Annotated in this window: 1 protein-coding gene and 1 pseudogene; one reads left to right on the top strand and one right to left on the bottom strand. The window is 38.3% G+C overall.

Annotation, left to right across the window (positions count from 1 at the left end; translation table 11 throughout):
* Positions 1-318 precede the first annotated feature (318 nt).
* The gene (locus tag FTV43_RS15265) at positions 319-1,623 is read left to right on the top strand and encodes an IS4 family transposase (protein ID WP_152342363.1); all 1,305 of its coding nucleotides are present in this window, start codon (positions 319-321) and stop codon (positions 1,621-1,623) included.
* Between the two features lie 40 nt (positions 1,624-1,663).
* Here FTV43_RS15265 and FTV43_RS15260 read toward each other — a convergent pair.
* Positions 1,664-1,877, bottom strand: a pseudogene (locus tag FTV43_RS15260) (MFS transporter); the annotation flags it as partial.

Raw genomic sequence — 1,877 nt, 5'->3', positions numbered from 1 at the left:
TAGGCTCCCATTTTTAGATTCGTATAACGTGTATTATGTTAATTTTAGAAAATATTAAGGATGGGAATAGAGAATGGTAGAAACAGACCAAAAATTAGCACAGAACGGATGTTGTTATGCTTAATCCTGATCGGTTAAAAATACAAATTTAAAATCATTAAAAGGTGACAACTACCTTGATACTTACCGAACAGCATGCTTTATCAATTTTTATTGACTTAGTTAAAAAAACCCACTTTACAGTGTAATGCCAGTCAGTTAAGCAAATTTTAGTAAAATGTAGTAAAAATGAGTGTATGTAAATACGCTCATTTTTTTATGTCTTTATCTGAACATTTAGAATCCACTCTTGAACATGCTCTCCCATCACTCAACCATTTTTGTGAACTTATTGATTTAAATTGGATTGAAACAAGCCTGCATCAAACAGGTAAGGCATCGATCAGAAGGAGAAAATTACCTGCTGAGCACGTGGTTTGGCTTGTTCTTGGGCTTGCCTTGTTTCGCAATCAACCCATCAGCTATGTGGTAGAACAATTAAAACTCGTGTTTGGTACAACAGATTATTGTGTTCCTAGTGCAGCTGTCCAAGCTCGACAACGTTTAGGTCGAGAACCCTTAGCTGCCTTATTCTCCTTAATCAGCCAAGCATGGTTTGATGAATCACAACAACAATATTCAACCTTTCAAGGTCTTAGTGTATGTGCTGTTGACGGGGTGGTTTGGTCTATGCCACTGACCAAGGAGAATTTTAATCATTTTGGCTCATCTAAAGGTAAAACTGCTGTAGCACCTTACCCACAAGTTAGAGCCACGTGTCTAGTGAATACCAATACTCATGAAATCATAGATGCCCAAATAGGCAGTATGGATCAAGGTGAACTCACATTAGCAAATCAATTATCTCCTCCAGCACAAAGTATTACTTTGTTTGATCGAGCTTATTTCTCTGCTGATTTTTTAATAGGCTGGCAAACACGTGGAGAATCAAGCCATTGGCTTATGCGAGCTAAAGATAATTTACGTTATGACATAATTAAACGGAATTCCCCACATGATTTTCATATCAGGATGCCAATATCAGCAAGAGCCAAAAAACTTAATCCAGCATTAGGAGATTACTGGGAAGCACGTTTAATTGAAGTTGAGCAGGCAGGAAAAATCCGCCGTTATATCACTTCATTATTAGATTCAAAGACATATCCAGCTCGAACTTTAGCAAAGTTATATGCTCAACGTTGGGAGATAGAGATGTGTTACCGAGAAATTAAAAGCAATTTACAGGAAGGTAAGCACTTAAGGAGCAAACAGCCAGACTTAATTTATCAAGAATTATGGGGTGTCTTGATTGCTTATAACGTGCTGAGAAGACAAATGAAATATATGGCTCAACGTGCCAAAGTAAGCCCGTTGAGGATCAGTTTTCATATTGCATCTATTGCCCTTCTTAATTTACTCAGATTCGACTCTTTGGCTTCTGCAGGTAATCTACCCAAACATCTGGAAAGTTTAATGGAGAAATCTAATCGGTATGTTATACCTGAGAGAAGAGTGAGGAGTTATCCAAGGGTTGTAAAAGGAAAACCTCAAAAATACCCAAGAAAAAGCCAGTCAATCTCTTAACTGACTGGCATTAAGTCATCAGACTGGTTTTTTAATATGTTTAATTGGCCTTTTGCGGATCGTATAAACGATCTTTAATAAATAGCGCAGGTATCAGACCGCAGATAAAATAGGCCGCAGCCATAATCAGTAAGCCCGTTCCAATAGAACCGCCTTGGGCAAAATAACCAATGGTTAAGGGCGCAAATACCGCACCAATTCGGCCAATATTAAATGCACCACCGACTGCCGTACCGCGAATGGAGGTCGGAAAA

The organism is Acinetobacter sp. YH16053 (assembly GCF_013417035.1).
GTDB classification, from domain to species: domain Bacteria; phylum Pseudomonadota; class Gammaproteobacteria; order Pseudomonadales; family Moraxellaceae; genus Acinetobacter; species Acinetobacter towneri.
Note: the sequence above shows the minus strand (reverse complement) of the source record. Positions and strands in the feature narration are given on the sequence as shown.

What these genes read in the sequence shown, in the direction of transcription:
- FTV43_RS15265 (WP_152342363.1), top strand. Translation starts at nt 319, where the DNA reads ATGTCTTTATCTGAACATTTAGAATCCACTCTTGAACATGCTCTCCCA.